At 73.4% G+C, this 22,436-nt stretch carries 27 protein-coding genes; 20 read left to right on the plus strand and 7 right to left on the minus strand.

Translation table 11 applies throughout. From position 1 onward, the window contains the following. Window positions 1-109: 109 nt before the first annotated feature. The 4 genes from OO60_RS03970 to glgC all read left to right on the plus strand — a co-directional run bounded on the left by OO60_RS03970 (window position 110) and on the right by glgC (window position 4,540). Window positions 110-490 carry an STAS domain-containing protein gene (locus OO60_RS03970; RefSeq protein WP_004559413.1) on the plus strand — a complete coding sequence of 127 codons (381 nt, stop codon included), beginning with the start codon at window positions 110-112 and terminating at the stop codon, window positions 488-490. A 156-nt stretch (window positions 491-646) separates the two neighbouring features. Next, entirely contained in the window at window positions 647-2,101 is a 1,455-nt protein-coding gene (locus OO60_RS03975) for a hypothetical protein (protein WP_033260936.1), read from the plus strand. A gap of 70 nt (window positions 2,102-2,171) precedes the next feature. Then, a complete protein-coding gene (glgA, locus tag OO60_RS03980) occupies window positions 2,172-3,326 on the plus strand; it encodes a glycogen synthase (protein ID WP_004559096.1) in 1,155 nt (384 codons plus the stop codon). Then, window positions 3,323-4,540 (plus strand): glucose-1-phosphate adenylyltransferase, encoded by a 1,218-nt coding sequence (gene glgC, locus OO60_RS03985; protein WP_004559095.1) that lies wholly within the window; start codon window positions 3,323-3,325, stop codon window positions 4,538-4,540. The genes glgA and glgC overlap by 4 nt, the downstream gene beginning before the upstream one ends. 9 nt (window positions 4,541-4,549) lie before the next feature. On the opposite strand, the gene OO60_RS48140 is transcribed toward glgC, so the two are convergent. Together OO60_RS48140 and OO60_RS47050 are read right to left on the minus strand one after the other, a co-directional pair. Further along, entirely contained in the window at window positions 4,550-4,681 is a 132-nt protein-coding gene (locus OO60_RS48140; RefSeq protein WP_276204627.1) for a hypothetical protein, read from the minus strand. Window positions 4,682-4,778: 97 nt separating this feature from the next. After that, window positions 4,779-4,928, minus strand: coding sequence for a hypothetical protein (locus tag OO60_RS47050; protein WP_167346728.1), 150 nt, complete (start codon window positions 4,926-4,928; stop codon window positions 4,779-4,781). A gap of 180 nt (window positions 4,929-5,108) precedes the next feature. Here OO60_RS47050 and OO60_RS03990 point away from each other — a divergent pair, with 180 nt between their 5' ends. Further along, complete coding sequence (locus OO60_RS03990; protein WP_004559093.1) at window positions 5,109-6,146, plus strand: NADPH:quinone reductase; 1,038 nt, start codon at window positions 5,109-5,111, stop codon at window positions 6,144-6,146. Here OO60_RS03990 and OO60_RS48145 read toward each other — a convergent pair. Further along, window positions 6,130-6,261 carry a hypothetical protein gene (locus OO60_RS48145; protein WP_280513805.1) on the minus strand — a complete coding sequence of 44 codons (132 nt, stop codon included), beginning with the start codon at window positions 6,259-6,261 and terminating at the stop codon, window positions 6,130-6,132. The two genes, OO60_RS03990 and OO60_RS48145, sit on opposite strands and share 17 nt — an antisense overlap. Window positions 6,262-6,340: 79 nt before the next feature. Continuing rightward, window positions 6,341-7,294 (minus strand): alpha/beta hydrolase, encoded by a 954-nt coding sequence (locus tag OO60_RS03995; RefSeq protein ID WP_033260779.1) that lies wholly within the window; start codon window positions 7,292-7,294, stop codon window positions 6,341-6,343. A 104-nt stretch (window positions 7,295-7,398) separates the two neighbouring features. On the opposite strand from OO60_RS03995, the gene OO60_RS04000 reads away from it, so the two are divergent. Next, window positions 7,399-8,421, plus strand: coding sequence for a helix-turn-helix domain-containing protein (locus OO60_RS04000; RefSeq protein ID WP_033260780.1), 1,023 nt, complete (start codon window positions 7,399-7,401; stop codon window positions 8,419-8,421). Window positions 8,422-8,474: 53 nt separating this feature from the next. On the opposite strand, the gene OO60_RS04005 is transcribed toward OO60_RS04000, so the two are convergent. After that, a complete protein-coding gene (locus OO60_RS04005) occupies window positions 8,475-9,443 on the minus strand; it encodes a TIGR01777 family oxidoreductase (protein ID WP_003097662.1) in 969 nt (322 codons plus the stop codon). Between the two features lie 438 nt (window positions 9,444-9,881). On the opposite strand from OO60_RS04005, the gene OO60_RS04010 reads away from it, so the two are divergent. The 11 genes from OO60_RS04010 to OO60_RS04060 are packed head-to-tail and all read left to right on the plus strand — an operon-like array spanning window position 9,882 to window position 19,038. After that, window positions 9,882-10,328, plus strand: a complete 447-nt coding sequence (locus OO60_RS04010) for a hypothetical protein (RefSeq protein ID WP_003097666.1) — start codon at window positions 9,882-9,884, stop codon at window positions 10,326-10,328. A gap of 21 nt (window positions 10,329-10,349) precedes the next feature. Next, a complete protein-coding gene (locus OO60_RS04015) occupies window positions 10,350-10,799 on the plus strand; it encodes a hypothetical protein (RefSeq protein WP_003097667.1) in 450 nt (149 codons plus the stop codon). Next, a complete protein-coding gene (locus tag OO60_RS04020) occupies window positions 10,796-11,281 on the plus strand; it encodes a hypothetical protein (RefSeq protein ID WP_003097669.1) in 486 nt (161 codons plus the stop codon). Before OO60_RS04015 ends, OO60_RS04020 begins: the two co-directional genes overlap by 4 nt. Then, window positions 11,278-11,715 (plus strand): hypothetical protein, encoded by a 438-nt coding sequence (locus OO60_RS04025; protein WP_033260781.1) that lies wholly within the window; start codon window positions 11,278-11,280, stop codon window positions 11,713-11,715. Before OO60_RS04020 ends, OO60_RS04025 begins: the two co-directional genes overlap by 4 nt. Window positions 11,716-11,759: 44 nt before the next feature. Further along, a complete protein-coding gene (locus OO60_RS04030; RefSeq protein WP_003097675.1) occupies window positions 11,760-12,095 on the plus strand; it encodes a competence type IV pilus major pilin ComGC in 336 nt (111 codons plus the stop codon). Between the two features lie 57 nt (window positions 12,096-12,152). Continuing rightward, window positions 12,153-13,241 (plus strand): type IV pilus twitching motility protein PilT, encoded by a 1,089-nt coding sequence (locus tag OO60_RS04035; protein ID WP_003097678.1) that lies wholly within the window; start codon window positions 12,153-12,155, stop codon window positions 13,239-13,241. Beyond that, complete coding sequence (locus tag OO60_RS04040; RefSeq protein WP_003097682.1) at window positions 13,238-14,767, plus strand: GspE/PulE family protein; 1,530 nt, start codon at window positions 13,238-13,240, stop codon at window positions 14,765-14,767. Before OO60_RS04035 ends, OO60_RS04040 begins: the two co-directional genes overlap by 4 nt. Further along, window positions 14,764-15,969, plus strand: coding sequence for a type II secretion system F family protein (locus OO60_RS04045; protein ID WP_003097686.1), 1,206 nt, complete (start codon window positions 14,764-14,766; stop codon window positions 15,967-15,969). Before OO60_RS04040 ends, OO60_RS04045 begins: the two co-directional genes overlap by 4 nt. Beyond that, window positions 15,969-16,409, plus strand: a complete 441-nt coding sequence (locus tag OO60_RS04050) for a type IV pilus modification PilV family protein (protein WP_033260782.1) — start codon at window positions 15,969-15,971, stop codon at window positions 16,407-16,409. The genes OO60_RS04045 and OO60_RS04050 overlap by 1 nt, the downstream gene beginning before the upstream one ends. After that, a complete protein-coding gene (locus OO60_RS04055) occupies window positions 16,403-17,029 on the plus strand; it encodes a prepilin-type N-terminal cleavage/methylation domain-containing protein (protein ID WP_003097689.1) in 627 nt (208 codons plus the stop codon). The genes OO60_RS04050 and OO60_RS04055 overlap by 7 nt, the downstream gene beginning before the upstream one ends. Then, entirely contained in the window at window positions 17,026-19,038 is a 2,013-nt protein-coding gene (locus tag OO60_RS04060; protein ID WP_003097692.1) for a hypothetical protein, read from the plus strand. Before OO60_RS04055 ends, OO60_RS04060 begins: the two co-directional genes overlap by 4 nt. A gap of 4 nt (window positions 19,039-19,042) precedes the next feature. On the opposite strand, the gene OO60_RS04065 is transcribed toward OO60_RS04060, so the two are convergent. Then, window positions 19,043-19,822 (minus strand): prepilin peptidase, encoded by a 780-nt coding sequence (locus tag OO60_RS04065; protein WP_003097694.1) that lies wholly within the window; start codon window positions 19,820-19,822, stop codon window positions 19,043-19,045. Between the two features lie 292 nt (window positions 19,823-20,114). Here OO60_RS04065 and OO60_RS04070 point away from each other — a divergent pair, with 292 nt between their 5' ends. Both OO60_RS04070 and OO60_RS04075 read left to right on the plus strand, forming a co-directional pair. Further along, window positions 20,115-20,975, plus strand: coding sequence for a universal stress protein (locus OO60_RS04070; protein WP_033260783.1), 861 nt, complete (start codon window positions 20,115-20,117; stop codon window positions 20,973-20,975). Between the two features lie 62 nt (window positions 20,976-21,037). Then, entirely contained in the window at window positions 21,038-21,451 is a 414-nt protein-coding gene (locus OO60_RS04075) for a hypothetical protein (RefSeq protein WP_033260784.1), read from the plus strand. On the opposite strand, the gene OO60_RS04080 is transcribed toward OO60_RS04075, so the two are convergent. Beyond that, complete coding sequence (locus OO60_RS04080) at window positions 21,444-22,040, minus strand: TetR/AcrR family transcriptional regulator (protein ID WP_033260785.1); 597 nt, start codon at window positions 22,038-22,040, stop codon at window positions 21,444-21,446. The genes OO60_RS04075 and OO60_RS04080 overlap by 8 nt on opposite strands. 37 nt (window positions 22,041-22,077) lie before the next feature. Here OO60_RS04080 and OO60_RS04085 point away from each other — a divergent pair, with 37 nt between their 5' ends. Next, complete coding sequence (locus OO60_RS04085) at window positions 22,078-22,425, plus strand: cupin domain-containing protein (RefSeq protein ID WP_003095882.1); 348 nt, start codon at window positions 22,078-22,080, stop codon at window positions 22,423-22,425. The last annotated feature ends 11 nt before the right edge of the window (window positions 22,426-22,436 follow it).

The following is a 22,436-nucleotide window of genomic DNA, read 5'->3' on the forward strand; positions in this document are numbered from 1 at the left end:
CGGTTGTGCATCGCCTTCCCTCGGATGTCGCAGTGCGCCGACCTCCACCGGACGAGTGATCCCACGCCGTGGTGGGTATTAACCGCTAGGCGCCCGAGGAGGAGAACCGATGACCGACCACCGCACCGCGCCCCGGATCACCACCACGACCGGCACCGGCATCACGACCGTCCGGTGCGCCGGCGAGCTCGACCTCGGCAGCGCGGCCCGGCTCCGCGACGCACTGCTGGAGCCCGTCCGCGCCGGCGCCCGCGGGGTCGTCGCCGACCTCACCGGCACCACGTTCTGCGATTCGACCGTCTTCACCGTGCTGGCCGAGGTCTTCCGCGACGCGGCCGCGCACGACGTCGCCTTCGCCATCGCCGCCGGCGAGACCGCGGTCGCCCGGCCCCTCCAGCTCCTCGGCCTGGACCGGTCGCTGCCGCTGCACTCCGCGCTCGACGCGGCGCATGCGGCCGTCGCCGCGGTCCGGGTCCCCGCCCGGCCCTGAACGCGCGGCAACGCTCACTCGCCGTACTGCGAACCCACGCGGCACATGCCACGATCGGGTGAAGTCCCGCATGACGAGGTAGGCAGGTTGCTGGCGGTAACGAACGCGGAACGGACGAACACGCGGGGCCGGTGGCTCCCCGCTGCCTTCGGAGCGGTGCTGGGCGCCGCCGTTTTCCTCCTGGTCCGGACCAGTCTCACCGACGACGGTTACATCACCCTGGCGTACGCCAAGAACCTCGCCGTGCACGGCGAATGGGGCATCATCCCCGGCTCGCCCGCCAACGCGGCGACCTCTCCCCTGAACGTGCTGCTGCTCGCCGCGCTGACCCTGGTGACGCGGGTGGCGGGCGGCCCGCACCCGGTCGTCGCGCTCGGCGTCCTCACCGTCCTGTCCGGGGCCGGGCTCGGCTGGGCGTGGCAGCGCATCGGCCGGGTGCTCGCGCTGCCGCCCGCGGCCGGGGTGATCGGCGTCGCGCTGGTGCTGGTCAACCCGTTCGTGCTGTCCGCGATCGGGCTCGAGGTGCTGCTGATCCCGGTCGTGCTGCTGGCGCTCACGGTCTGCGCGCTCGAGGGCAGGCCGGCCTGGTTCGGCGTCGCGGGCGGCCTCGCCGTGCTCACCCGGCTCGACCTCGTCGTGTTCGTCGTGGTGATCGGGGTGAGCACGCCGGCGATCCGGCGCCGGTGGCGGGCCGCCGCCGGGCTGACCGCGCTCACGGCCGCGCCGTGGTTCCTGGTGAGCTGGCTCGCCTTCGGCTCGTTCGTGCCCGACACGCTCGTGATCAAGCAGCTCCAGGCCGGGGTGTTCGCGCCGTGGAGCTACGGCACCGGGCCGATGATGTACTACCTCGGCTGGCCGGTCACCGTGCTCGTGTCGTTCCTGCCCGCACTGGCCGGGGTGGTCGCGCTCGCCGCGTGGGCCGCGGCGCGGTTCGCCGTGCGGTGGCCGGAGTTCCCCGCGCTCGGCCCGGTCGCCGCCCTGGCCGGCGGCGGGATCCTGCACTACGTCGCCTACTCGTTCCTCGGTGTCGGCCCGTTCCACTGGTACTACGTCGCCCCGGTGACGGCGGCGAGCACGTTCGCCGTCGCCGCCTGCGGCACCTGGTACGCCCAGGCGCGCGAGCGGACGGCGTGGCGGACCGGGCCGCCGGTGCTCGCCCTCGGCCTCACCGGCGTGCTCGCGCTGAGCGCCGCCGCGGTCGACGCCGCGCAGGGGCTGCCGTGGCCGTCGCCGGTGGTCTTCGGGAACTGGGCGAGCGCCCGGGACTACGCGCGCGTCGGCACCGAACTGGGCGCCCGGCTGCACGGCGCCAGCGTCGCCGGCCCCGGTGAGATCGGCACCCTCGCCTACTTCTGCGAGTGCGCGATCATCGACGAGTTCTCCGACCGCGGCCACGCCGTCGAGCTGATCCGGAAGCGGATCGAACTGGCGAACCCGCTGATGAGCCTGGCGCTGCGGATCAACTACCACTGGCTGGACCCGTCACTGGCACCGCGGCGGGCGGACTACCGGCTGCAGTACGGCTCGGGTCCGGCGACCGGACCGGACAGCTGGCCGGTCCGGTCCGCGGCGAAGGGCGACGGCCACTTCACCCTCACGCCGGGGCCGTGACGGAAAACTCGCGAGATTCCCCTGGACGCCAGACTGCGCCGCGGCCGGGAAAGGCCATAGGGTTCGCATCATGAAGGTCGGCCTGCTCACCCGCGAATACCCGCCGGAGGTCTACGGCGGCGCCGGGGTCCACGTTGAGTTCCTCGCCCGGGAGTTGCGGCCGCTGGTCGATCTCGACGTCCACTGCTGGGGCGCCGACCGCCCCGGCGCGACCGGGCACACCGATCCGCACGGCTACCGGCAGCCCGCGTTCACGACCATGGACATCGCCGTGTCCATGGCGAACGCCCTCGAAGGACACGACCTCGCGCACAGCCACACCTGGTACGCGAACCTCGCCGGCCACCTGGCGAAGCTGACGCACGGCATCCCGCACGTCGTCACCGCGCACTCGCTGGAGCCGTTGCGGCCGTGGAAGGCCGAGCAGCTCGGCGGCGGCTACCGCGTCTCCTCCTGGATCGAGCGCGAGGCCTACGAGGCCGCCGACGCGATCGTCGCGGTCAGCGGCGGCATGCGCCGGGACGTCCTCGCCGCCTACCCCGCGGTGCCGCCCGAGCGCGTGCACGTGATCCACAACGGCATCGACACCACCCTCTACCGCCCCGACCCGGGCACCGAGGCACTGGCCAAGCACGGGATCGACCCGGACCGGCCGTACGTGCTGTTCGTCGGCCGGATCACCCGGCAGAAGGGCGTCCCGCACCTCGTCCGCGCCGGCGCGGAGCTCGACCCGGGCGTCCAGCTGGTGCTGTGCGCGGGCGGCGCCGACACCCCCGAGCTCGACGCGGAGTTCCGCGGCCTGGTCGCCGAGCTGGAGAAGACGCGCACCGGCGTCCGCTGGATCCCGGAGATGCTGCCCCGCGACGAGGTCGTGCAGCTGCTGACCCACGCCGCGGTGTTCGCCTGCCCGTCGGTCTACGAGCCGCTCGGGATCGTGAACCTCGAGGCGATGGCGTGCGGCACGCCGGTGGTGGCCAGCGACGTCGGCGGCATCCCCGAGGTCGTCGACGACGGCCGGACCGGGCTGCTGGTGCACTACGACGAACAGGACGCGAAGGCGTTCGAGGCGGGCCTGGCCGCCGCGCTGAACGAGGTGGTGGGCTCCCCGGACCGGGCCGCCGCGATGGGCACCGCCGGCCGCGAGCGCGCGGTCGGCGAGTTCGGCTGGAAGGCGATCGCCGAGCGGACGGTCGCCCTCTACGAAGCGTGCGGGAGGTCGCTGTGAACAGCGAATGCCATGTCCTGGGCATCGTGCTCGCGGGCGGCGAGGGCAAGCGCCTGATGCCGCTGACGGCGGACCGGGCGAAACCGGCGGTGCCCTTCGGCGGCACGCACCGGCTGATCGACTTCGTGCTCTCCAACCTCGTGCACGGCGGCATCCGGCGACTGTGCGTGCTGACGCAGTACAAGTCGCACTCGCTCGACCGGCACATCTCGACGACCTGGCGGCTGTCGTCGCTGACCGGCGAGTACGTCACGCCGGTGCCGGCGCAGCAGCGGCTCGGCCCGCGCTGGTACCAGGGCAGCGCCGACGCCATCCACCAGAGCCTCAACCTGGTCCACGACGAGAACCCCGAGTACATCGCGGTGTTCGGCGCGGACAACATCTACCGGATGGACCCGCGGCAGATGCTGGAGGCGCACGTCGCCTCCGGCGCGGGGGTCACGGTCGCCGGCATCCGCGTGCCGCGGAAGGAGGCGAGCTCGTTCGGGGTCATCCGGACCACCGACGGGCTCATGATCGACGCGTTCATGGAGAAGCCCGCGGACCCGCCGGGCCTGCCGGACTCCCCCGAAGAGGCGTACGTGTCGATGGGGAACTATATCTTCACCACGAAGGTGATGCTGGAGGCCCTCTACGCCGACGCGGAAAACGCTGCCTCGCACCACGACATGGGCCGCGACATCATCCCGGCGCTGGTCAAATCGGGCGAGGCCGCCGTCTACGACTTCAACACGAACGTCGTGCCCGGCGAAACCGAGCGCGACCACGGCTACTGGCGCGACGTCGGCACCATCGACAGCTACTACGAGGCGCACGTCGACCTCATTTCGACGCACCCGATCTTCAACCTCTACAACCGGCGGTGGCCGATCCTCGCCCACCCCGGCCAGCGGGCGGCGGCGAAGTTCGTCGAAGGCGGCTCGGCGAACCAGTCGATCGTCAGCAACGGCTGCATCATCTCCGGCGCGCAGGTCGTCGACTCGGTGCTCTCCCCCGACGTCATCGTCGAACAGGGCGCGGTGGTGCAGGGCTCGGTGCTGCTGGACGGCGCCCGCGTCGGCCGCGGCGCGGTGGTGCGGCGGGCGATCCTGGACAAGAACGTCGTGGTGCCACCCGGCGCGCACATCGGCGTCGACCTGGCCCGCGACCGCGGGCACTACCACGTCAGCGAGGGCGGCATCGTCGTGCTGGGCAAGGGGGAACGGGCGATCTGAGCCGGGCGCTCAGGAGCGGGCGGCCGCCGAGATCCGCTCGACGACCTGCCGGGGGTCGATCCCCCAGCGCTCGGCCAGCTCCGAGATGGACGCGCCCGCCGCGTACTCGGCGGCGATCATGCTGTTCACGACACCGGGCAAAAGTGACTCCTCGAGCGCGGGTGCACGGGCACCCGGATGCTACATGTTCGCTGCGGACGTCGAACGAAGTGCTGCACGTCGTGGTCCGCGGGCCGGCTCACCGCGCGGTTTTGCCCGGCTCGCCCGCCGGTTCCGGCGTATTCGCCTTCGCGCGCGTCGCATTGAACACCGCGTCGAAGATCGGCGTCGGCTCACCATCGTCGCGCTTCGGCCGCTCATCCCCCGGCGTGCGCTTTTCCTCTCCCACGCGCCCAGTTTCTGCGACGCCCGGCGATTCCGCTGGGACCGGCCCGGAAAATCGCCCGGCCGGGGGATCACCCGCGCGGCGCCGATTTCCCCTTTTCGACGGCGGTGAAAAAGGCATTTCACGGGCCGAATTCCCGGTGCGGCCGGGAATAAGCCGGGGACGCCCGTGATTGCACCGGGCATGAAAGCAGTCGTCTACCGCCGCCACGGCGGACCCGAGGTCCTGACGCTCACCGAGCGGCCCGCCGCGGACCCGGGCCCCGGCGAAGTCCGCGTCCGGATCGTCGTCTCCGCGGTCAACCCGACCGACTGGAAGGCCCGCAGCGGCCTCCGCGCCGAACCCGGGGCCGAGGTGCCGGAAACCGTGCCCAACCAGGACGGGGCGGGCGTGGTCGACGCGGTCGGCCCGGACGTCACCGGCTTCGCACCCGGCGACCGCGTGTGGACGGTCATCGCCGGCGCGTACGGGCCGCTGTCCGGCACCGCGCAGGAGTACACCGTGCTCCCGGCGGCGAAGCTCGTCCGCCTGCCCGACGGCACCGGCTTCGACGAGGGAGCCGGCTTCGGCGTCCCGGCGCTGACCGCGCACCGGGCGCTCACCGTCGCCGAAGACGGGCCGTCCCGGCTCGCCCCCGGCGCGCTCGACGGCCGCACGGTGCTGGTCAGCGGCGGCGCCGGCGCGGTCGGCAACGCGGCAATCCAGCTCGCCCGCTGGGCCGGGGCGACGGTGGTCGCGACGGTCAGCAGCGACGAAAAGGCCGCGCTCGCCCGCGCGGCGGGCGCCCAGCACGTGGTCCGCTACCCCGACCCGGAGCTCGGCGCCCGCATCCGCGAGGTCGCGCCCGACGGCGTCGACGTGGTGGTCGAGGTCGCCGCGGGGGTCAACGCAAAGCTGCACACGGAGGTGCTGCGGCCCCGCGGCACGGTCGCGGCCTACGGCGACGACCGGGGCACCGGCACCGTCGCCCTGGACTTCGGTCCGGCGCTGTGGCTGAACGCGCGGTACCAGTTCCTGGTGCTCTACACGGTGGGCGAGGACAAGCTGCGCGCCGGCGCCGAGGACGTCACCGCGGCCTTCGCCGACGGCGCGCTGCGGCTCGGCGAGGACCACGGCGTGCCGGTGCACCGGTTTTCCCTTGCCGAAACGGCGAAGGCGCATGCTGCGTCCGAAGAGGGGATCACCGGAAAGGTGCTGATCGACGTCAGCCCGGCCGGCTGACGGTCCGGGGAACCGGGCCGGGAAGGCCCAGTTCGTCGTGGAAGGCGCGGCCCGCGCGCAGGTGGCGGGCCGCGTCCCGGCCCAGTGCGGCGTCGGCGGCCCCGAGGCCGGGCAACGCCCGAGCGCGGCTGGGGTTCCGCGGCCGTGGGCGCCGCACTGGTGGCGGCGGTATCCGGCGCGGTGGCCGCTCCCGCTCAGTCCGCGATGCCGAGGCCGCGCCGCAGTGCGTCGAGCTCGTCGGCGAACATGCGGCGGGAGACCGCCGCCGCCTCGACCATCGAGGAGCCGTGGAAGGTGCCCGGGTAGTGGCGCAGGTCGACCGGCACGCCGGCGTGGGCCAGCCGCTGTGCGTAGTCGATGCCTTCGTCGCGCAGGGGGTCGAACTGGCAGGTCGTCACGAGCGCCGGCGGCAGGCCGGCCAGGTCGGTGGCGCGCGACGGCGCGGCGTAGGGCGAGACGCCGTCGCCGCCCGGTTCCGCGCCGAGGTAGCTCGTCCAGCTGAAGACCGCGTTCGGCCGGTTCCAGATCGGCGTGTCGGTGTAGGCGCGCATCGACGGCGTGTCGAGCCGGTCGTCCAGCTCCGGGATGCCGAGGTACTGGAAGCACAGCGCCGGGCCGCCGCGGTCGCGGGCCAGCAGGGCGACCGCCGCGGCGAGCCCGCCGCCCGCGCTTTCGCCGGCCACGCCGAGCCGGGCCGGGTCGATGCCCAGCTCGTCCGCCTTCGCCGCGACCCAGTTCAGGGCCGCGTAGCAGTCCTCGACCGGCGCCGGGAACGGGTGCTCGGGGGCCAGCCGGTAGTCGACCGACACGATCACGATCCCGAGTTCGTCGACCAGGCGCAGCAGGTGCGCGTCGAAGGTGTCCAGGTCGCCCATGATGAAGCCGCCGCCGTGGATGTAGAGCAAGCCGGGGGCCGGCGCGGTGCGGTTCGCCGGCGCGTAGACGCGGACGGGGACGTCCGGGGCGTCGGACGGCCCGGGCACGGCGGTGTCGCGGACGTCGATGGGCTGGGCCGGTTCGTAGGCCGGCAGCACTTCGGCCAGCTGCGCCATCGAGGCCCGCGCGGCCGGCAGGCCGTCGTCGGTGAGGGTCACGGCCGGGAGCATGTCCAGCCAGGGCAGGAGCTCGGGATCGATCGCGTAGGTCATGGTCCGATCATCGGCCGCCCGGCGCGACCCCGGCCACCGCCACCCGGCGGGCGTTGCCCGGCCGATCCTCGCCATCCGGCGGCGGGCGCGCCTATCGTGGCGGGATGAAAGGGCTGCTGCTGAGGCTGTCCGGGCTCGACGCCGACGCCGAGAACGCCGTGCGGGTGATCGGGTTCTTCGACCGCCTGATCGCCGGCCGCGCCGGTCTCGACGCCCTGGTGCGCAGCACCGCGGACCTCGCCGGCTGCCCGGTCGGCGTGCACGCGCCCGGCCAGGGGCTGTCACTGCGCGCGGCCCCGGGGACCGGCGTCGTGACACCGGGCGCGGCGCCCGCGGGGGCGGCGGTGCGGCCGCTGGAAGGCGGCGTGGTCGTGTGGGTGGCCCGGGCGGGCGAGCCGGTCCCGCTCGACGACATGCTCCTGGAACGGTTCGCGATCGCGACCGCGATCCTGCTGGAGCACTCCGGCGTGCCGCGGCCCGAGCTCGGGGACCCGGCGCTGGTCGAGCTGGCGCTGTCCGCGGACGCCGGCGCGGTGGAGCGGTCACGGGCCCTGCACCTGCTGGGTTTCGGCCCGGCGACCCGGTTGCGCGTGCTGGCGGGCACCGGCGTCGACGCACTCGCGGGCCGCTCGGCGCGGCTGGGCGGGGTGCGGGTGGTCCTGCTGCCGGGCGACGCGGCCACGGTGCCGGACGGCGCCCGCGCGGGCATCGGCCCGGAGGGACCGGCCATCGAGGCACCCCGGTCCTGGGCGGCGGCCCGCACGGCCCTGCGGTTCACGTCGGCGGCGGAGCCGGTGGTGTGGTGGGAGCGGCTGGGCGGCCTGGCGGCACTGGCGGACAAGCTGAGCCCGCCGGAGCTGGCGGACCTGCCCGACGTCCGCGGGCTCGACAGCCTGGCGGCGGAGCACCACGGCCCGGACACGCTGGCGGCGCTGGACGCGTTGTGCGCCACGGGTTCGGCGCGCAAGGCGGCGGCGGTCCTGCACCGGCACCACAGCACGATGCCGGCCCGCCTGGCCCGCGCGGAGGCGGTGCTGGGCTTCGAGGTGGATTCCCCAGCGGGCCGGTTCCGGCTGCACCTGGCCCTGATGCTGCGACGGCTGCGGGACAACGCCGACCTGGGCTGACCGTCCTGTGTGGACCCGCCCGGACGGTCGGCTCGCGTACCCGGACGGTCGGTTCAGGGGGCCGGGGCCAGGGTGCCTCGGGACTGGCGCACCAGGTCCGCCGCCGCGGCGGGCCATTCCGGGTAGGTGAACTCGAAACCCGCGTCGGCGAGCTTGCCCGGGATCACCCGGCGGCTCTTGAGCAGCAGCTCCGTGTCGCTGCGGAGCACGAACGCCCCGATCTCCGCCATCCACTTCGCCGCCGGCAGGCCCACCGGGATTCCCGCCGCCGCGCGGAGCGTCCGGAGGAAGTCGCGGTAGGGCAACGGTTCCGGGGCCGCCAGGTTCACCGGGCCGCCGACGTCTTCGCGCTCGATGAGGAACCCGATCGCGCGGACCAGGTCGGCGTCGTGGATCCAGGACAGGTACTGGGCGCCACCCGCCACCGGGCCGCCCAGGCCCAGCCTGGCCAGGCGCAGCAGCATCGCGAACGCGCCGCCCGGCTCCGGGCTCATCACCATCGCCGTGCGCAGCGCGACCTTCCGCGTGTGCGGGGTCGCCGCCAAGTGCTGCTCGCGCTCCCATGCCTTCGCGATGTCGACGCTGTACGCCCAGTACGCGGGGACGTCCGGCTCGTCCCCGCCGAGGACGCCGGTCGCTTCGTCGTTCGGCGGGCCCGACGTGTGCACGTAGATCGTCGCCGTGCTCATCTGCAGCCAGACCCGCGGCGGCCGCGCCGCGCGGGCGATCGCGCCGCCGACCACGCGCGCCGAGTCGACGCGCGAGTTCCGCATCTCCCGCAGGTTCGCCCGGGTGTAGCGGCAGTTCACCGACCGGCCGGCCAGGTTCAGCACGACGTCGCTGCCGTCGACCTCCGCCGTCCAGGGGCCCGGGCCGCGGCCGTCCCAGCGGACGTGCCGCACCCCCGGCTCCGGCCGCGCCTCCCGCCGCGTCAGCACGACGACGTCGTGCCCCTGCCCGGCCAGCGCCCGGCTCAGCACCCGCCCCAGATGCCCGGTCCCGCCCGGAATCACGATCTTCATGCCACCCCTCCGATTCCCGCCCTGCGCCCAGGGTACCGGCATACTTGAACACGTTCAAATACTACTCCCAGTAACTCATCAATCGAAGAATTGCGACGGGTCGATCCCGGAACCGAGGCTGCCCGGCACCGGCGAGCACCGACGGGAAGGTCACGGGACGGTCTCCGCCATTCGGCCGATCGGGTCGGAAAAGCCGCAGGTCACGGTCCCGCATCGGAACTTTTCCGGAGTGAAACGCCGTCGCTTCGACGCGATCACGCGCGCGTAACACGCCGCTCCGCCGAAGACAAGGGACCTCGGACCTTCGCAGTCAGGCCGGTCGCCCGGGGAGAAGGTCGCCGCGGAATTCGCACACTCTTCGTGACGGTCCGCTCGGACCAGCCGGAGCCATCCCCGGGCTGCGGCCTTCCCGGTGAAACAGCTTTCAGGAGTGAACTCATGCGCAAGATCAGCAAGCGGTCCGCGGTCGTCCTCGGCGCCGCCGGTGTGGTCGTCGTCGCCGGTGTCGCCTACGCGGCCTGGTCCAGCTCCGGCGCCGGCACCGGCTCGGTCTCCTCGACCACGTCGGTCAACTCGACGATCACGCCCGCCGGCTCGGGCACCGCGCTCTACCCGGGCGGCGGCACCGACTTCACCGTCACCATCAACAACCCCAACGACTACCCCGTCGTCGTCACCTCGATCAGCGCGGGCTCCTCGGACGCGGTCAACGGCTGCGCCGCCGGCACCGTCACCAGCCCGGCGCCCTCGAGCACCACCGGCACCATCGCGGCCAAGGGCAGCGGCACGTACACCCTGCACGCGACGATGAGCAGCGGCGCCACCGACGCCTGCAAGAGCCAGACCTTCGTGCTGCCGCTCACCGCCACCCTCGCGTCCGCCTGACCCGCACCAGACGGCGCCCCGATGTCCAGGTGGCGGATCGCGGTTCCGGCCGGCGCGCTCGCGGCCGTCGTGGTGACGTGGTTCGCGATCGGCCCCGCGCCGGTCGCGAGCACCGCGAACGGCAACGGCATCAAGCCGTTCGGCATCGCCGACGTGCCCGGCCGGGCCACCGCGTTGTTCCCCGGCGCGACCGGGACGCGGTGGATCCGGCTGGCCAACGCGGAGAACTTCCCGATCCTCGTCCAGACCGTGACGGCCGACGTCGGCAAGCCCGTCGACGGCCGCGGCAAGCCGGTCCCGGCCTGCCCGGCGTCGTCGGTGCGGGTCGACGCACTCCCCCGGCCGGTGACGGTGGCCGGCAACGGCACCGCCGACGTCCCGCTCACCAGCCACATGCTGCCCGGCGCGCCCGACGCGTGCCGGTCGGTCACCTTCCCGTTGACGTACACAGGAACGGCGGTCAAGCCATGAAGAACCCGACCCTGCGCCGCGTGCTCGTGGTCACCACGGTGGTCGGCGCGACGCTGGGCGGCGGGATCGCCGTCGCGGCGTGGACGAGCTCCGGTTCGGGCGCCGCGAACGCGAAGGCCGGCACCGCGTCGGCCCCGACGACCGGGGCGGTGCCCGCCTCGGCCTTCGCCGGCGGCCTGCTCTACCCCGGCGGCCCGGCCGGGGACGCCAAGATCCTGGTGAACAACCCCAATCCGTACCCGGTCAAGGTCACCTCCGTCGCTGCGAACGGGACACCGACCGGGTCCGGCGGCACCGGAACCTGCACGACGACCGGCGTGAGCTTCGCAACGCAGACACCCACGACCGGGAACACCGTGCCCGCCAACGGAAGCACGACCCTCACCCTGGCGAACGCGGTCTCGATGAGCACAGCCGCCGACGACGGCTGCCAGGGCGCGCTGTTCGCGATCCCGGTGACGGTCACGGTGGTGAGCGGATGAGCACCCCCCGGGTGGTCTTCGCGGCGGTGCTGGTGGCGGCCTCGTGGACCACGGTGATCAGCGGCCTGGTCGCGGTCGGCGCGGCCAAGGCGGAAGCGGCCTGGCTCAAGTCCGGCGCCGGCACGGCCTCCGCCGCCGCGCTGCCGCTGAAGGCGCCGGACACCCCGACGACTTCGAACGTGAAGTGCAACCGAAGCGGCGGCACCGACCCCACGGCGACGGTCACCTGGACCTACCCGAGCACCTTCCTGCCACCGAAGTTCGAAGTGCTCTCGTCGACCACGCCGAACAACGCCAGCCCGGCGGTGGCCGCCACCACCACCGCGCTGTCGGCGACCATCCCGCTGCCCGGCAACAACCAGGCCGCCTACCTGAGCGTGCGCTCAGTCGCCGGAACCTGGCGGCTCCGGTCCGGGGAGGTGCGTGTCTGCTGACTCCGGAACACCCCTGAAACCCCTGCAACGCAAAGGAAATCACCATGCTGGAAAGACTGCGTGCCGCCCGCGCGAACGAGGACGGCTTCACCCTCATCGAACTGCTCATCGTCGTCGTGATCCTCGGGGTGCTCGCCGGGGTCGTCGTGTTCGCCGTGCAGGCGTTCAACGGCGACGGCAAGGCCGCCGCGTGCAACGCCGACTGGAAGAGCGTCGAGACCGCCAACGAGGCCTACTACGCCAAGACCGGTGGCTACGCCGCCGACCCGGCCACGCTGAAGACCGCCGGCTACCTGAAGGACGAACCGTCGACCACCAACGGCTACACGATCACCATCGCCTCCGGCGTCGTCAAGGCCGCCGGCGCCTGCACCCACTGAAGTCCCGTGGGGGCGGGGCGACCCGCCTCCACGGACCACCTCGCCTCGGAGGATCCCATGCCCACCCAGATCGGCAGCCGCGTCGACGGCCTGCTCGAGGCGCTGTGGCAGGCGCGTGGCACCGACCTGCTGCTCACCGCCGGACTGCCGCCCCAGCTGCGCGTGCACGGCGACCTCTCCGCGGTCCCCGGCCACCCCGTCCTCACCGGTGAGGACACCCGCGCGCTGCTCGCCGAGCTCCTCACCGACGACCAGGCCCTCGCCTGGCGCACCAGCCACGAATTCGACTTCTCCTTCGGCTGGCGCGACGAAGCCCGCGTCCGCGGGAACGCCTTCACCCAGCGCGGCGAGACCGTCGTCGCGCTGCGAATGATCCCGCGCCGGATCCCCGGCATGGCCGACCTCGGCCTGCCGCCCGTCCTGGCCGACTTCGCCCGCCGTCACCAGGGCCTGGTGCTCGTCACCGGGCCGACCGGCTCCGGGAAGTCGACCACGCTCGCCGCCGTCATCGACCGGATCAACTCCGAACGCGCCTGCCACATCCTCACCGTCGAGGACCCGATCGAGTACGTCCACGAACACCGGCGGTCCGCGGTCAACCAGCGCGAGGTCGGCACCGACACCGAATCCTTCCCCGCGGCGCTGCGCAGCGCGCTGCGGGAAGACCCCGACGTCCTGCTGGTCGGCGAAATGCGGGACCTCGAGTCGATCCGCTTCGCCCTCACCATCGCCGAGACCGGGCACCTCGTCTTCGCCACGCTGCACACCAACGACACCGCGCAGTCCCTGGCGCGGATGATCGACGTCTTCCCGGCGGGACAGCAGGAACAGGTGCGCGTCCAGCTCGCCGCCGCGCTCACCGGGATCGTCTACCAGCGCCTGCTGCCCCGCGTCGGCGGCGGGCTCGTCGCCGCCTTCGAGGTCCTGGTCGCGAACACCGCCGTCCGGAACCTCATCAAGGAGGGCAAGCCGCACCAGCTGCGCAACGCGCTGGTGACCGGCCGCCGCGAAGGCATGGTGACGCTGGAGCAGTCCCTGTCCGCGCTCGTCGCCGCCGGGCTGGTCTCCCCCGCCGAGGCGGCCGCCCGCAGCATGCACCCGCAGGACATCGACCCGCGGCCTCGGCCCCGGAGCGTGCCGGCATGAGACTCCGCACCCAGCCCCGCACCGTCGACCTCCGCACGGTGACCCCGGACCGCGCCGCCGCCGACCTGCTCGGCGAGGCGAAGGCCCGCGAGCTCTGCGCGATCCCCCTGGCCGTCCGCGAGGACGCCGTGCTGGTCGCGGTGGCCGATGCGGCCACCGCCCCGGCGCTGCAGGCGGCGCTCGGCCGCCCGGTGACCGTCGCCGTCGCCGCCCGTGCGGACATCCTGGCCACCATCGGCCGCACCTACCGCGCGCTCACCGGCGTCGACCAGCAGGTCAAGGCGTTCGAGGCCCGGGACGCCCTCCGCCGGGACGCCGCCCGCGCCGAAGCGCCGGCCACGGCGAACGACGACGCGCCGGTCGTGCACGTCGTCGCGCTGATGATCAAGCAGGCGCTGCGCGACCGGGCCTCCGACATCCACGTCGAGCCGCAGGCCGAGCGGATCCGCGTCCGCTACCGGATCGACGGCGTCCTGCACGACGTCCTCGACCTGCCCGGCTCGATGGGGCCGGCGGTGACCAGCCGGATCAAGATCCTCGCCGGGATGAACATCGTCGAGCGCCGCCGCCCGCAGGACGGCCAGATCAGCATGGACGTCGAGGACCGGCCGGTAGACATCCGGGTGGCGAGCACGCCGGTCGTCGGCGGCGAGAAGGTCGTGCTGCGGCTGCTGGACAAGAGCCGTCCGCTGTTCCGGCTGCCGCAGCTGGGCATGCCCGAGGAGATGGCCGCGCGGTACTCGGCGGTGCTGCAGTCGCCCTACGGCATGGTGATCTGCGCCGGGCCGACCGGCAGCGGCAAGACCACGACGTTGTACGGCTCGCTGGGCGAGCTCGACAGCCGCGAGCGCAACATCATGACCATCGAGGACCCGGTGGAGTACACCATGTCCTCGATCAACCAGATCCAGATCAACGAGCAGACCGGCGTCACCTTCGCCGACGGCCTGAAGTCGATCCTGCGGCAGGACCCGGACGTCATCCTGGTCGGCGAGGTCCGGGACGTCGACACCGCGCGGATCGCCGTGCAATCCGCGCTCACCGGGCACTTCGTGCTCTCGTCGCTGCACGCGACCGACGCCGCGTCGGCGCTGCACCGGCTGCTGGACATGGGGATCGAGAACTTCCTCGTGGCGTCGTCGGTCACCGCGGTGCTCGCCCAGCGGCTCGTGCGGCGGATCTGCGCGCGCTGCAGCGAGTACTACCAGCCTACCGCCGAGGAGATGTCCTTTTTGGACGCCCTGGGCGCGGACGGGCCGGCCGGCGGGTTCGTCCGCGGCGCCGGCTGCAACTTCTGCGCGCAGACCGGCTTCCTCGACCGCACCGGCGTCTACGAGCTGATGCCGGTCAGCGACGGGATCCGGACGCTGGTGCTGGAAAGCGCGCCGCACCGCGAGGTGCACGAACTGGCCCGCAAGGAGGGCATGCGGACGCTGCAGGACGAGGCCCTGCGGCTGGTCGCCGAGGGCGTCACCACCCCGGCCGAGGTGCTGCGGTCGATCTACCTCACCGGAGGGGCGCGATGAACCGGTACGCCTACGTCGCCACCGGCCCGGACGGGCAGCGCACCCGCGGGGTGCAGAAGGCCGCCGACGCCGATTCCGCCGTCCTCGCGCTGTACGAGCGTGAGCTGCGGGACATCGAGGTCACCGAGAAGAAGAGCGTGCTGAGCCTGGAGCTGACCGCGCCGCGGGTCAAGCGCGAGGTCGTCATGCACCTCTCGCGGCAGCTCGGCGCGTTCGTCCGGGCCGGGCTGCCGCTCATCGACGCGGTCCGCATCCTCGGCGACGAGGCCGCGAACTCCTCGGTGGCCCGGATGCTGCGGGACGTCGAGCAGGGCCTGCGCGGCGGCGACCGGCTGTCGGACCGCATCGACCGGCACCCGAAGATCTTCCCCGAGTTCTACCGCGAGATCCTGCGTTCGGCGGAGCTCACCGGGCAGCTCGACGTCGTCCTCGACCAGCTGGCCGACTACCTCGAGCGCGACCTCGAAGCCCGGCGCAAGATCAAGGCCGCGCTGATCTACCCGGCGATGATCGCGCTGATGTCGGTCGTCACCGTCGTCGTGCTCGCCACCTTCGTGCTGCCGCGGTTCAAGACGTTCTTCGCCAGCCTGAATGCGAAACTGCCGTTGCCGACGCGGATGCTGCTGGCCCTCACGGACTTCCTGGGCCAGTGGTGGTGGGCGTTGCTGGCCGGGCTGGTCACCTCGATCGCGTTGTACGTCCTCGCCGTGCGCACGCCCGGCGGCCGGTACGCCCGCGACCGGGCGCTGCTCGCCGTCCCGGCGATCGGCCCGACCGTGCGGCACGCGCTGGTCGAGCGGTTCTGCCGGATCCTGTCGTCCATGGTGAGCGCCGGGGTGCCGCTGCCGGAGGCCCTGCGGGTCGCGACCGACTCGCTGCGCAACCGCGTGTTCATGCGGGCGCTGACCCGGGTCGCGCAGGCGGTGCTCAACGGCGAGGGCCTGGCCCGGCCGCTCACCGGCTCCGGGCTGTTCCCGGTGACCGCCGCGCAGATGATCCGCGTCGGCGAGGACACCGGCACCCTCGACTCGCAGCTCGAGGTCACCGCCCAGTACTACGAGAGCGAGCTGGACTACCGGCTGAAGAAGCTCACCGCGCTGTTCGAACCCGCCGTCATCGTGGTGATGGGCCTGGTCGTCGGGTTCGTGGCGGTCGCGCTCGTGTCGGCGATGTACGGCATCTTCGGCCAGGTGCACGTCTGATGGGCGGCGACGACCGGGGTGAGAGCCTCCTCGAGCTGCTGGTCGCGGTCGCGATCCTGGGCGTCGCCGTGCTCGCGATCGTCGGCGGGATCGGGGTCGGCGTCCTCATGTCCGACGTCCACCGCAAGCAGGCGACGGCCGGTGCCGGTGTGCGCGACTTCGGCGAGGCGGTCGAGAACCAGGTGATGGCGGGCGGCTACTTCACCTGCGCCGCGCCCGCGAAGTACGCCGCCCCGGCCGGGTTCACCGTGCCCGCCGGGTTCACCAGCTCGGTGTCTTCGGTGAAGTACTGGACCGGCTCGGCCTGGTCGGCGACCTGCGGCACCGACACCGGGCTGCAGCAGGTGACGCTGCAGGTCGCCAGCGGCGACGGGCGGGCGAGCGAACGCCTGGAGGTCGTGGTGCGCAAGCGGTGCGGGCTCGGGGAGGCACCGTGCTGAGCCGCCGGTCCGACGCCGGGTTCACGCTCATCGAGCTGCTCATCGTCGTCGTCATCCTGGGCGTGGTCGCCGCCCCGATCGCGAACGTGGTGATCGTTTCGATCCGCAACACCGATGCCACCTCGGCGCGGCTGGCCGTTTCCCACGACGCCCAGCAGAGCGCGGCGTTCTTCGCCCAGGACGTCGCCGCGACCGGGCTGCGCGACTACTCGGGCCTGGTCGCGAGCGGGGCCGTCCCGTTCTCGCCGTCGGTCCAGCTGAACGCGGCGTACAACGCGGGCGGCCAGGTCTGCGGCACCGCCGCGACGCCGGTCTCGCTCGTGCGGCTGCTGTCGGACGACTGGGACACCAGCCCGCCGTCCGCGACCCGGCGCACCGCGATCGTCGCCTACTACCTGGCCGGGACCGAGCTGCACCGCCTGCGTTGCGTGGGCTCCGCGGCGCCGGTTTCCGACGCGGTCGTCGCGCACAACGTCGACCCCGCCACGCCCGCGGTCACCTGTGCGAGCGCGTGCACCGACGCCGCCGTGCCGCTGTGGGTGAAGCTCACCTTCACCGCCGTCACGCGCAACGCCGACCCCTACCCCATCACCCTGTTCGGGCAACGGAGGCAGACATGAACCGCCGGCGGAAGGACGACGACACCGGGGCCGCGCTGCCGCTGGTGCTCATCCTGGTCACGGTGATCGCGGTGGTGCTGGGGGCGCTGCTGTCCTTCGCCGACACCAGCGTCCGCACCACGGTGAACCTCCGCGACCAGGCGGCGTCCGCCTACACGGCCGACGGCGCCCTGCAGGCCGGGATCAACGCGATCCGCAACAGCACGTTCACCGGTGCGGACGGCGAGCACTGCTTCGGCGCGTCGGACACGCTGAGCCTGCCGGGCTTCGGCAGCGGCGGCGCGGCGGCCGTGTCGTGCACCGCGGATCCGGCGAAGGTGCAGATCCAGTGCCCGTCCCTGAGCGTGTGCAACCGGCCGGGCAGCGCGATCCTCACCCTCGGCACCGGCGGCGAGGACGGGCTCAACATCCAGCAGCCGACCGGTTCCTCGTTCCGGGTCCACGGCGTGGTGTATTCGAACTCGAACATCAACGTGGTCAACGGGTCCCTCGACACCAACACCGCGGTGTACGCCCGCGGCGCCTGCGCGGGCACGATCCGCAGCACGCCCGCGGCGGCGTGCGGCTACGGCGGTTCGAACCTCGGCGCGGACCCCGGCTACGCGCCCGCGCTGACCTCCGTTCCGCCGCGACAGGCGCTGCCGCCGTGCACCAAGGCCGGTTCGCTGGTGACCTTCCAGCCCGGGTTCTACGACGACGCGGCCGGGCTGTCGGCGATGATGTCGGCCAGCAGCAAGTGCAAGGACAGCACGTTCTGGTTCACGCCCGGCACGTACTACTTCGACTTCCGCAACAGCGCCGCGCTCCGGCCGCCGTCGCTGCCCGGCGGCGACGACGTGTGGACGGTCGACAACGGCTACCTGGTCGCGGGCACGCCGGTGGACGCCGGCGGGCGGATCATCGCCAAGCCGCCGGTCCCGGCGAAGATCCCGGCCGCCTGCGACAACCCGATCGACGACGCCAAGGCGGCCGGCGTCCAGTTCGTCTTCGGCGGCGACAGCCGGCTGGCGGTGAAGGCGGGCCAGGTGGAGATCTGCGGCAGCTACCGCGCGGACCGGCCGCCGGTCGCCCTGTACGGCCTGGCTTCGGGCGCGGAGGCGCCGGTCACGGGCACCCTGACGCCCGGCGCCGCGACCGGGGACTTCACCGGCGGGACCGCGGCCGCGTTGTCCAAAGTGGACAGCACGGGGGCGACCTGGGCCGCGCCCGGCAAGAGCGGCGGCACCGCCACCCTGACCGCCACCGCGTTCTCCCCCGCCGTGACGCCGCCCGCCGGGACGATCCTGACCTCCGCGAAGATCCGGGTGACCCACAGCAACGACCACGGCGCGAGCAAGGATTCGCGCACGGCGCAGTTCACCCCCGCGGGCGGTGCGCCGATCCCGCTGACCCTGTCCGCCCCCAGCGACGGCTCGGCCGCCACCGACGTCACCGACGTGACGAGCCAGCTGGCCCAGTCCGTGTACGACGGCACCTTCGGCGGCGGCCAGCTGAGCTACGCCGTGAACGTCAAGCACGAGGGCACCGAACTGGTGGACGCGGTCCAGCTGGACCTCGCCTACACCCCGCCCGCCCTGCGCGCGGAAAGCGGCTGCACCCAGCTGCCGTACACAAGCCCGTCGGCGTGCGCGCTGGTGACAGCCCTCAACAACTCCGGCAACCGGTTCTACGTGCAGGGAACGACGTACGCGCCGAAAGCCGTCCTGGACGTCACGCTGAACAACGCGACCGAGCCGATCTTCCGCTTCGGCGTCGTCGCGCGGTCGTTGTGGGTGAAGGAAACCGGCAGCGTGACGTTCACCGGCGCGGTGATCGAGGTCCCGGACGACTCGCCGGGCTTCGTGTTCGGCGTCTACCTGTCCGCCTACGTCTGTCCCGGCACGGGGACGTGCGCACCCGGCGGGACGCCGGTGGCCCGGGCGCGGGTGGCCTACGTCGACGGCGATCCGGCGAACCCGGTGGCGGGGGCGCGGCAGGTCTCCGTGCTGAGCTGGTCGGGGAACCGGTGACCGCTCAGGTCAGGCCGGTCAGCCGCTGGTAGGCCTGGCCGAGCGGGCCGGCCGCGAAGAGCGCCACGAGGGCGGCGGCGATCATGAACGGCCCGAACGGCAACGCCGTCTTGCGGCCGCCCTTCCCGGCCGCGAGAACCACGACACCGGCGACCGCGCCGAGCAGGAACCCGCCGAACGCCCCGATCAGCAGCGCCGCCCAGGACACGTACCCGAGCACGCCGCCGAGGATGCCCGCGAGCCGGACGTCGCCGAAGCCCATGCCGGCCGGGTAGGCCAGCGCGAGCGCGAGGTAGAACGCGAACAGGGCGGCCCCGCCGATCCCGGCGCGGGCCAGCGACCACCAGTCGCCGCGGTACCCGGCCGACGCGGTCAGCAGGACGGCGAGGACCGGGTAGGACGGCAGCACGATCGCGTTCGGCAGGCGGCGGCAGTCGAGGTCGATCAGGGCGAGCGCGATCCCGATCGCGCCGAAGTACAGGAAGGCGGGCAGGTCGGGCGGGCCGAACCGCAGCGCCAGCAGCGTGAACAGCACGGCGGTGCCCAGCTCGACCAGCGGGTACCGGACGCTGATCCGGGTCCCGCAGCCGGCGCACCGGCCCCGCAGGACGAGCCAGCCGACGACGGGCACGTTGTGCCGCGCCCGGATTTCCTGCCCGCAGTCCGGGCACCGCGACGGCGGCCGGACGACGGATTCACCCCGCGGCACCCGGTGGATCACGACGTTGAGGAAGGACCCGACGAGCAGCCCGAGCACGGCCGCCGTCACGACCACCACCGCCATCGGGCTCCTCCGGACTCGGCTCGGCAACGCCGCAGATCATGCCGGACACCGCCCCCGCCCGCGACCGGACGACACGCGCACCCCAACGGACGACACGCGTACCCAGCCGGACGACACGCGTACCGCGATGGACGACACGACGGCCGCCCGAGTCGTCCATCCAGGCACGCGAGTCGTCCATCCAGGCACGCGAGTCGTCCATCCAGGCACGCGAGCCGACCCTCCGGGTGCGCGAGTCGGCCGTTCAGGTTAGGGGTCCCGGGGCGGCACGGGCGGGCCTACAGTCTGGAGGATGACCGCCGCCGGAGGGCCGATCGTCACCGGGGTGGACGGGTCGGCCGAGTCGCTCGATGCCGTCCGCTGGGCGGCGCGGACCGCGCGGCTGCGGGACGCGCCGCTCGAAATCGTGCACGCCCTCGACGTGCCGGCCTTGGTCGCCGGCGGAGTCGTCCCGCCGCCCGAGGAGATGGTCGACGCCCTGCGCGCCCGGGGGCGGCGGGCGCTGCGGACCGCGCAGGAACTCGCCGCCGCGCAAGGGGTGCCCGCAGCCGCCGCCCGGCTCGATCCCGACCGTGCCGCGCAGGCGCTGATCGGGGCGTCGCGGGACGCCGCGCTGCTCGTCGTCGGGTCGGCCGGGCACGGCAGGCTCACCAGCCTGCTCGCCGGTTCGGTCGCCGCGGCCGTCGGCACGCACGCGCGCTGCGACACCGCCGTCGTCCGCGGGGACAGCTGGGACGAGCCCGGCGCCGCCGCCCGGCCGGTCGTCACCGGCATCGACGGCAGCGAAGCCGGTGCCTGGGTGCTGGCCGCCGCCGTCGCCGAGGCCCGCGCGCGGCAGGCGCCGCTGGTCGTCCTGCACGCCTGGGCCGACAGCCCGCCGCCGCACCGGGACCCGCGGTGCGTCACCGAGGCCGGGCGCCGGCTGCTCGGCGAGCGGGTCCTGGCCCACGACACCGGTGACGTCGAGGTCGAGCAGGTCGTGGTGCACGCCCACCCGCGGCGGGAACTCGTCGAGCGCAGCACCGCCGCCCAGCTCGTGGTCCTCGGCGACCGCGGCCGCGGCGGGTTCCCCGGCCTGCTGCTCGGCTCCACCGGCCAGGCCCTGCTGCACCACGCCGCCTGCCCGGTCCTGCTGGTGCGCACCACCGCGTGAAGGGAAGCGGGACGGAAGCGGCACCGGGCAGGATGACGCGCGAACACGAGGGAGGAAGAAAGATGAAGACTGTGGTGAAGGCCGGGCTGGCGGCGATGCTGGCCGGCGCGACGGTGCTGGTGACCCCGGCGCAGGCGGCGACGATCGTCCAGCGGACGGCCGTCTGCCATGCGGGCGGCTACGGCGGCACGTTCACCCTCCGGTACGACACCTCCGGCGGCTACCACCGCATCGTCAGCGGGTACACCACGTCGGGGCCCTACATCGGCGACGTCGCGGGCAAGGTGTCCCTGCGGATTTCCTACCGCACCGGATCGACGACGCAGACGGTGTACTCGCAGTCGGCGCCGACCACCGGGAGCACCACGTTCACGATGCCCTCGACCACCGCCGTGCCGGTCACGTCCGAAGGCACCGCGGCGGCGACGTTCGACAACGGCACCGATTCCTGCGTCGCGACAGTCCTGATCAGGTGACCGGGTCGAGCGCCGCGCGCAGGATGGCCTGCGCCGAGCCGGCGAGCACCGCGGCCGCCTGAGCGCGGTCGAGGCCGCCGATGTCGGTGAGCCACACCAGGGACTCGATGCCCGTCGCCGACCGGATCGCCACGGCGAGGCCGTGCACGTCGACGTGGGGGTGGGTGTCCGCGAGCGGGGCGAGGGCCTCCTCGATCCAGCGGATCGCCCGGCCGCGCCGCAGCACCGGTTGCGGCGCGCCGGGCTCCAAGGACAGCCGCAGCTGCGCGCGCAGCTGCGGCTCCCAGCGCTGCGTGAACTCGACGAACGCGCGCATCACCAGGGCGAGGCGGGCCGCGGGGTCGGCCGGCGCGTCCGCGGGCAGCAGGCCCGCGTCGTCCTGGATCTCCGGGTACGCGGCGAGCAGCAGCGCGCGCTGGTTCGGGAAGTAGCGGTAGGCGGTGGTGCGGGAGATCCCGGCCGCCTCGGCCGCGTCCTCGACCGTCGGCGAACGGCCTTCGGCGAGCAGCTCGTGGGCCGCGGCGACCAGCGCGGCCCGGGTCCGCCCCTTCTGCCTGCTCCGGCCCGTGGACTCATACGGCACTGCCATGCCATCATGGTACTCCAGTCCCACGAAGGAGGCGGCCATGACCGGTGACCCGGCCGACACGAACCCGGAGCTGTACCGGGTGGTCTTCGAAAACGAGCGCGTTCGGGTCCTGGAATACCGGGACGGCCCGGGCGACCGGACCGCGCCGCACCGGCACCCGGACACGGTGATGCTCACGCTGAGCGCGTTCCGCCGCCGGATCTCCGCCGGCGGCCGCGAGGTGCGGGTGGACCTGCCGGCCGGCGCGGTGCGCTGGGTCGCCGCGCAGGAGCACTCGGGCGAGAACATCGGCGAGACACCGACGCACTCCTTCTTCGTCGAGCTGAAGGAACCCCGCCCCAGCGGGGCCGTCGCGGGCACCGCACTGGGTCCCGGCGGACCGTGACCCAGTGCGGT

The sequence above is a fragment of the Amycolatopsis vancoresmycina genome, from assembly GCF_000716785.1.
Classification (GTDB): domain Bacteria; phylum Actinomycetota; class Actinomycetes; order Mycobacteriales; family Pseudonocardiaceae; genus Amycolatopsis; species Amycolatopsis vancoresmycina.